Raw genomic sequence first — 6,632 nt, forward strand, 5'->3', positions numbered from 1 at the left:
GAAAAAGGAAAAGGAAAAAGTGATTAATTTGCTGCCGCTTGCTTTGGAATTTACTTCCCCAGGTCCGATCGCCTTTGAAATTGGTCCCCTAACAATTCGTTGGTATGGTTTATTGATTGCCTCAGCAATTATTTTGGGGACAATTTTGGCGCAAAAGCTTGCCGAAAAGCGCAATGTTGACCCCGAACTCGTGGGTGATTTGGCAATCTGGCTCGTAGTGGGAGCAATTCCTTGCGCTCGTTTTTACTATGTCCTCTTTGAATGGCAACGCTTTCAAGCTCAGCCTTGGTATAAAGTATTTGCCATATGGGAAGGTGGGATTGCCATTCATGGCGCAATTATTGGTGGCGCGATCGCGGCTACCATCTTTTGTAAACGCCAAAAAATTTCCACATGGCTCATGGCAGATATCGTGATGCCCGCAGTGATTCTCGGACAAGCGATCGGGCGTTGGGGCAATTTCTTTAATTCCGAAGCCTTTGGCGCTCCCACAGATTTACCTTGGAAGCTATTTATTCCCATCAATCGCCGCCCACCCGAATTGATCAATGAGGCATATTTTCATCCCACCTTCCTCTACGAGTCTCTCTGGAATCTAGGCGTATTTAGTATTTTGATGTTTACATTTTTGCGATTTCCTAAGCTGAGAACAGGCACTATCACCATGATCTATGCGATCGCCTACAGCTTAGGCAGATTTTGGATCGAAGGATTACGCACCGATAGCTTAATGGTTGGCTCACTCCGTACCGCACAGATGATCAGCTTAGGAGCGATCGCCGCAGGTATCTTTGGCTTGATTTGGCTCTATGGTTTGCGTCGCCGCTTTCCCGATACCGCCCCCATAGAATTGCCCACCGAAAACTAATGTCTCAAGCGCCGCAGCATAACCCTCGTGAAATGGTGGAAACAGCTTTCCTAGCCAGCACCACCGCCATGTTATTTCTGATTAACTATTATTTTCCCCTTGGTCCCCTGTTAAGAATGCTATTTCCCTTACCCACGGCTTTAGCCTATCTGCGCTGGAATGGTCGAGCCTCATGGATGGCAATGGTCGTTACCGCCCTGTTACTCGCAATCCTGATGGGGCCAACGCGGAGCATTCAGTATATTGTTCCTCACGGCTTAGTCGGAGTGACCTTGGGATATTTATGGAAACGGGACTTTCCTTGGTCAGGCTCCCTAAGCATCGCCACCATGATTGGCTCTTTAGGTACAGCTTTTCAATTTGCTTTCTTGTCACTCCTTTTAGGCGAAAATGTCTGGACTTATTCCATCGTCCAGATTACGGGGCTATTAAATTGGCTAATGCAACTTTTTGGTTCCTTAGAACAACCAGATTTTGCCGCCATCCAAACCTTTGCGATCGGAGCGATCATTTTTAGCAACCTCGCTTATCAAATCCTAGTACATCTAGTTGCTTGGATTGTCCTCGATCGCCTCGGCAATCCCATTCCTTCACCACCAAAGTGGATAGAGTCTTTATTGGCATAAAAACTTTTCCTTAATCTAGTTTTCACACAAACTCAAAGAATCTTAATTAATTGACACAATCTCAGATAAGAATTTATACTCATTATTTAATCGCCAAAATGAGTAAAATCCTGAAACATTGGCGCAATTTACCCTCGATATCATGACCAATCCTGCCGAATTAAATCCAACCACATTGACAAATACATCAATTGCCCTGTCTGAGCGAGAACTTCAAGTGATTGAATTAGTGGCTGCGGGCTTAACCAATCAAGATATCGCTGTTAAGCTTGCCATCAGCAAGCGAACTGTTGATAATCACATCAGCAACATTTTGACTAAAACTCAAACTGATAATCGTGTAGCTTTAGTACGCTGGGCTTTACAGTGGGGAAAAGTATGCATTGATGAAGTAAATTGCTGCCTTATCGGCACTTCAGTCAATGAAAACGGATTAGCTACCAAAGAGCTGCAGCAGGAACTAGAAAGTGCCTAGCGGAGAAATAACAGTTAATCGCTTCAGGATTACCTATTCTCCCGATATTGCTTTAGCTATGTATCGAGAGTTAGCCTCACACCTCGAACAAATTGCAGATGTTAATGCCGAATTATTTTGGAATGAAAGCACTGAATTTAGCTACTTAGGCAGTCAGATTGGCGGACTATGGTTAAGCTATCCCAGTAGCATTCCTAGTCATTCTCAAATGTTAATCAAGAATATTTTGAATCATTATGGGAGTTGGACATCTGATTTACCATAAGATGCAAAAAACAAGATAGATTTTCGCGGCTTTGCTTGGAAAATCTATCTTGTTTTTTATTGTTATTATGATCGCCATAAAAATCTATGAAAAAGCGCATATTTACGGACTTTGATGGTCCAATTATGGACGTATCCGATCGCTATTACCAAGTTTATTTACATTGCCTTGATAAAATTCGTTTACCCGAACAGATAGTCAAAACCCTAGATAAATCCGAGTTTTGGGAATTAAAGCGATCGCAAGTACCTGAGAAAGAAATTGCTCATCTCTCAGGATTTGAGGACGATCAGCAGGCGATCGCCTTTGCTCACCTCCGTCGCGCCACCGTCCATACAAATCCCTATTTTGACTATGATCGCCTCATCGAAAGCGCCATACCAGCCCTCGAAAAAGCCCAATCCTTGGGCATAGACCTCGCAGTGATGACCATGCGGCGGCGACGCGAATTAGAGCCTGTGTTAGACAAATATAATTTAAGACGCTTTTTCCGTGGCGATCGCATCTTTTGCTTAGATGATAATTATGTCAAAACCGTTGACACGCAAGATAAGCCCAAGTTAATGCAACAGGCTCAAGCTAGTTTGCCAAGCGTAGATGCTCAATGGATGATAGGTGACACCGAAGCCGATATTCTCGCCGCCCAGAGCCACCAAGTCCCAGTGATTGCTGTCCTCAGTGGCATCCGCAATCAAACCCAACTAGAAAAATACAAACCAAACTTAATCGTCGCCAATCTCATTGAGTCCATTGAGACTATTCTCCAACCATAGCGATCGCCACTTACGTTATTTCAAAGCCCAAAATGGCATAGGCATTGTGGGCTGTGGCTAAAAAATAAGGAGCGCAATGCACTCCTTATTTTTGCGACTAACGTATTTCAGCTTACATGCCCCCTATAAAATCTTGTTTAGCTATTTTAACCATCAGAGCTTGCTGCCCTAAATAGAGCATATGCAACTCAGTAAGAAGTTGCTTAGCTGCATCTAGATCAATGTTTTGGATTTGTTGGCAAAACACTGTATGGGTAAACTGCTTCTCGACAGGTAAATCACTCATAAGAACCTCTTTTAATGCTCAAACTATGACACTACACAAATGACACTAACTAACGTAGTTAAGTTTCTGACAAGTAGATATTAGTCACCGTGTCAACACAACGTAACAATACTTTAGGTTTATAGTGAAAACTGTATCACGACAAACATTTTTTGGAGATATACCCAAAGAAATATTTTCTTAAAATTTCTTAAAAGTATTCCTTATGATGACTATAAGCAAATGGGTATACTTAAATATTTGCTGGTAATCGCCTCCCGAATCATAGTTGTTGCCATTCTTGTTAAAACACAAGAATTAGCGTTGCGGTGCTTCGCACCGCAACGCTAATTCTTGACTGGGAAGGCAGTAAGCAATCAAGAGTCCTTTAAATTTCTGAGGGTGCGGCAAAGCCGCACCCTCAAAAATATGGTTTTTTATTTGACCACGAAGTCATTATCTCCATATTGCTTCTAAACTTCGTTTCGGCGCTAAATATTAATTTGTTTTAAGTTATTTCACAAACTAAGCATTGAATGTAAACCACTACGATAAACTTGGTTTTAAACATCCCGTGCCTAAATAGGTACATATATTGATTGGAGCAATAGCAAAAATGTCGCATACAGTCAAAATTTATGACACTTGTATCGGCTGCACTCAATGCGTGCGTGCCTGCCCTTGTGATGTTTTGGAAATGGTTCCTTGGGATGGATGCAAAGCGGCTCAAATCGCTTCTTCTCCCCGTACCGAGGACTGCATTGGTTGCAAACGTTGCGAAACTGCTTGCCCCACTGACTTCCTAAGCGTCCGCGTCTACTTGGGTGCTGAAACCTCTCGTAGCATGGGTCTTACCTACTAATCCTAGTTGGTTAAAAACCTGTTTATTTCTCATTAAGTGCAATTATTTTTATCCTGCATTTAAATTAAGGAGTGTCAATTGACACTCCTTAATTGTTTTGAGCGCAAAGCGCTATAAAATCCCAAAGATGAATGGCGGCGCGAAGCGCCGCCATTCATCTTTGGGGTAATAATATTTAGTTTGCGTTTTCTATACACTTTGCCATGCTTGATATTTTCGATCGCCTGCCCGACGGTTTATTAGATCTGGAATCTAATGAGATTTTTAAAATACTTCCACGCCCCACCTTAATTCATCTTGAAGGCGATCGCCAACCACCATTATTTGTTTCAATTTTGTTACATGGCAATGAAACCACAAGTTGGTTAGCAATAAGGGAGCTACTTCGCAAATATTACGCTCCTAAGGCTTATAAAAAATTACCGCGATCGCTATCACTCTTTATCGGCAATATTGAGGCAGCAAGGCATCGGCAAAGACATTTAGCTCATCAGCCTGACTACAATCGCATTTGGCAGATTGGAGACAATCCTGAGCCATTGCCCGAACAAATCATGGCACAACAGGTAATTACAGAAATGCGATCACGGGGGGTATTTGCCAGTATCGATATTCACAACAATACGGGGCGAAATCCTCACTATGGATGCATTACGCGCTTAGATCAAGATTCTCGCAAGCTCGCAAGATTATTTGGCAAAATCGTGGTGCATTACACAAGTCCTAAAACAGTGCAGTCCTATGCTTTCGGTGAATTTTGTCCAGCGATCGTTGTGGAATGTGGACAGCCCGATCTGCCCGATGGAACTGCTCATGCTTTAGAATATGTGGAAACTTGTTTGAATTTAGATAGTTTTGATAGCTTGCCCGATAAATTTATTTCGGATATTGATTTGTTTCATACGGTAGCGATCGTCAAGGTTCCTGAGAATCTGCAATTTAGCTTTCAAGATGATCTCAACAATGACATTACTTTCCCAGCAGAAATGGATTATTTAAATTTCTGTGAATTGCCCACTGGTACAGGCTTTGGAAAGGTTAAGAAGGATAGAGCTTATTTGTTGGCTATTAGTGAAGATGGAACAGAAAAAAGCGATCGCTACTTCCAAATTAAGAATGGAGAGATTCTGATCAATTCTCCAGTAATGCCATCAATGCTCACTCTTGACATTGACATCATCCGCCAAGATTGCCTTTGCTATTTAATGGAACGATTAGAAATTCCCGCATAGACTCCGCATAGACATAGTCATACTTCGCATCGCTATGTCTATGTTCTTTTAGATGTTGCGGCGAAGCCGCAACATCTAAAAGCATTTATCGCCCAAAAGGAAACTTAAAGGGTAAAGGCTTAATAAGTGCTAATTCTTCAATCATTGCCCCATGCAAATGACTATTAGTAGCAAGTAATCTTCCAGATCGAGGAATAAATTCTCCACCATCGTAAGCTGTCACAATTCCTCCTGCTTCACGCACAATTACCACCCCAGCCGCCAAATCCCACAGCGATAAACCTCGCTCCCAATAGCCATCCAAACGTCCACAGGCTACATAGGCGAGATCCATCGCTGCCGAGCCACCCCGTCTCACACCCTGAGTAATGTGAGTAAAATGACAAAACTCTGCATAATTATTATCTTCAACAAGGGTGCGATCGTAGGCAAATCCTGTGACTAGCAAACTACGACTCAGTTCCGTGGTTTGAGAAACATGGATTGGTAAGCGATTACGAGTTGCTCCTAATCCTGTAGCTCCACGAAATATTTCATCTCTAAAAGGATCATAAACTGCCCCAACAGAAGGAATTCCATCAATTAATAAGGCGATCGATACGGAAGAGAAAGGATATTGATGAGCAAAATTTGTAGTTCCATCAAGGGGATCAATTGCCCATAAGAAGAGGCTCTCAGGGTTTCCTAAAATCCCTGATTCCTCCGCTAAAATTCCATGATCGGGGAAATGACGCTGCAAGATTGACAGCACGGCAGCTTCTGATTCTTTATCAGCGATCGTTACTAAATCTCCTGGGCGTTTCTCTTCTATTTCTTGTAAGTTTCCCCAATAGGACTTTAGTACAGCACCACCCGCACAAGCTGCCTCAGTAGCAATATCTAAAAAAGTTTGCAGTTGCTCTTTACTAACGGAAGCTAGCGAATTATTCATAATTTGTTATGGAAATTAATGCGGAATAAGTAGAAAAAGATTGAATATGCTAATTTTATTTTCTCATTTTTTCTCCCATTGAGACCTTTAAATAGGTAAGCGCCGCTTACCTATTCAGCACTACCGACTTTTTGAGGCAGGGTTATTTCAAGAAAGGTTAGGAGGAACCAGAAAAAGGCTAGTGACAGACGTAGAGGTATTTTGTAATAATTTAATCCAATAAAGTTAAATAAGCCAGAAAATGAGTAATAGTCTAGTTGATTATCTCAAAGAGATACCAGATCCGCGCAAGGCAAAAGGAAGGCGAGATGAATTATGGCAAATCCTGCTGATAG

General features: G+C 42.1%; 9 protein-coding genes. 7 read left to right on the forward strand and 2 right to left on the reverse strand.

Annotation, left to right across the window (positions count from 1 at the left end):
• Positions 1–19: 19 nt before the first annotated feature.
• From lgt to H6F42_RS07605, 5 genes are all read left to right on the forward strand, one after another.
• Entirely contained in the window at positions 20–868 is an 849-nt protein-coding gene (gene lgt, locus H6F42_RS07585; protein ID WP_190398746.1) for a prolipoprotein diacylglyceryl transferase, read from the forward strand.
• Complete coding sequence (locus tag H6F42_RS07590) at positions 868–1,494, forward strand: DUF2232 domain-containing protein (RefSeq protein WP_190398747.1); 627 nt, start codon at positions 868–870, stop codon at positions 1,492–1,494. Before lgt ends, H6F42_RS07590 begins: the two co-directional genes overlap by 1 nt.
• A gap of 142 nt (positions 1,495–1,636) precedes the next feature.
• On the forward strand, positions 1,637–1,969 hold the full coding sequence (locus H6F42_RS07595; RefSeq protein WP_190398748.1) for a LuxR C-terminal-related transcriptional regulator: 333 nt from the start codon (positions 1,637–1,639) through the stop codon (positions 1,967–1,969).
• Positions 1,962–2,234 (forward strand): hypothetical protein, encoded by a 273-nt coding sequence (locus tag H6F42_RS07600; RefSeq protein ID WP_190398749.1) that lies wholly within the window; start codon positions 1,962–1,964, stop codon positions 2,232–2,234. Before H6F42_RS07595 ends, H6F42_RS07600 begins: the two co-directional genes overlap by 8 nt.
• An 86-nt stretch (positions 2,235–2,320) precedes the next feature.
• Positions 2,321–3,007, forward strand: coding sequence for an HAD family hydrolase (locus tag H6F42_RS07605; RefSeq protein ID WP_190398750.1), 687 nt, complete (start codon positions 2,321–2,323; stop codon positions 3,005–3,007).
• Positions 3,008–3,119: 112 nt separating this feature from the next.
• On the opposite strand, the gene H6F42_RS07610 is transcribed toward H6F42_RS07605, so the two are convergent.
• Entirely contained in the window at positions 3,120–3,293 is a 174-nt protein-coding gene (locus H6F42_RS07610; RefSeq protein WP_190398751.1) for a hypothetical protein, read from the reverse strand.
• Positions 3,294–3,888: 595 nt separating this feature from the next.
• On the opposite strand from H6F42_RS07610, the gene psaC reads away from it, so the two are divergent.
• Together psaC and H6F42_RS07620 are read left to right on the forward strand one after the other, a co-directional pair.
• On the forward strand, positions 3,889–4,134 hold the full coding sequence (gene psaC, locus H6F42_RS07615; protein ID WP_190398752.1) for a photosystem I iron-sulfur center protein PsaC: 246 nt from the start codon (positions 3,889–3,891) through the stop codon (positions 4,132–4,134).
• Between the two features lie 203 nt (positions 4,135–4,337).
• On the forward strand, positions 4,338–5,366 hold the full coding sequence (locus H6F42_RS07620) for a M14 family metallopeptidase (RefSeq protein ID WP_190398753.1): 1,029 nt from the start codon (positions 4,338–4,340) through the stop codon (positions 5,364–5,366).
• An 85-nt stretch (positions 5,367–5,451) separates the two neighbouring features.
• On the opposite strand, the gene H6F42_RS07625 is transcribed toward H6F42_RS07620, so the two are convergent.
• A complete protein-coding gene (locus H6F42_RS07625) occupies positions 5,452–6,297 on the reverse strand; it encodes an inositol monophosphatase family protein (protein WP_190398754.1) in 846 nt (281 codons plus the stop codon).
• Positions 6,298–6,632 lie beyond the last annotated feature (335 nt).

The organism is Pseudanabaena sp. FACHB-1998 (assembly GCF_014696355.1).
Lineage (GTDB): Bacteria > Cyanobacteriota > Cyanobacteriia > Pseudanabaenales > Pseudanabaenaceae > Pseudanabaena.

What these genes read in the sequence shown, in the direction of transcription:
- H6F42_RS07625 (WP_190398754.1), bottom strand. Translation starts at nt 6,297, where the DNA reads ATGAATAATTCGCTAGCTTCCGTTAGTAAAGAGCAACTGCAAACTTTT.
- H6F42_RS07620 (WP_190398753.1), top strand. Translation starts at nt 4,338, where the DNA reads ATGCTTGATATTTTCGATCGCCTGCCCGACGGTTTATTAGATCTGGAA.
- H6F42_RS07610 (WP_190398751.1), bottom strand. Translation starts at nt 3,293, where the DNA reads ATGAGTGATTTACCTGTCGAGAAGCAGTTTACCCATACAGTGTTTTGC.
- H6F42_RS07605 (WP_190398750.1), top strand. Translation starts at nt 2,321, where the DNA reads ATGAAAAAGCGCATATTTACGGACTTTGATGGTCCAATTATGGACGTA.
- H6F42_RS07590 (WP_190398747.1), top strand. Translation starts at nt 868, where the DNA reads ATGTCTCAAGCGCCGCAGCATAACCCTCGTGAAATGGTGGAAACAGCT.
- H6F42_RS07595 (WP_190398748.1), top strand. Translation starts at nt 1,637, where the DNA reads ATGACCAATCCTGCCGAATTAAATCCAACCACATTGACAAATACATCA.
- psaC (WP_190398752.1), top strand. Translation starts at nt 3,889, where the DNA reads ATGTCGCATACAGTCAAAATTTATGACACTTGTATCGGCTGCACTCAA.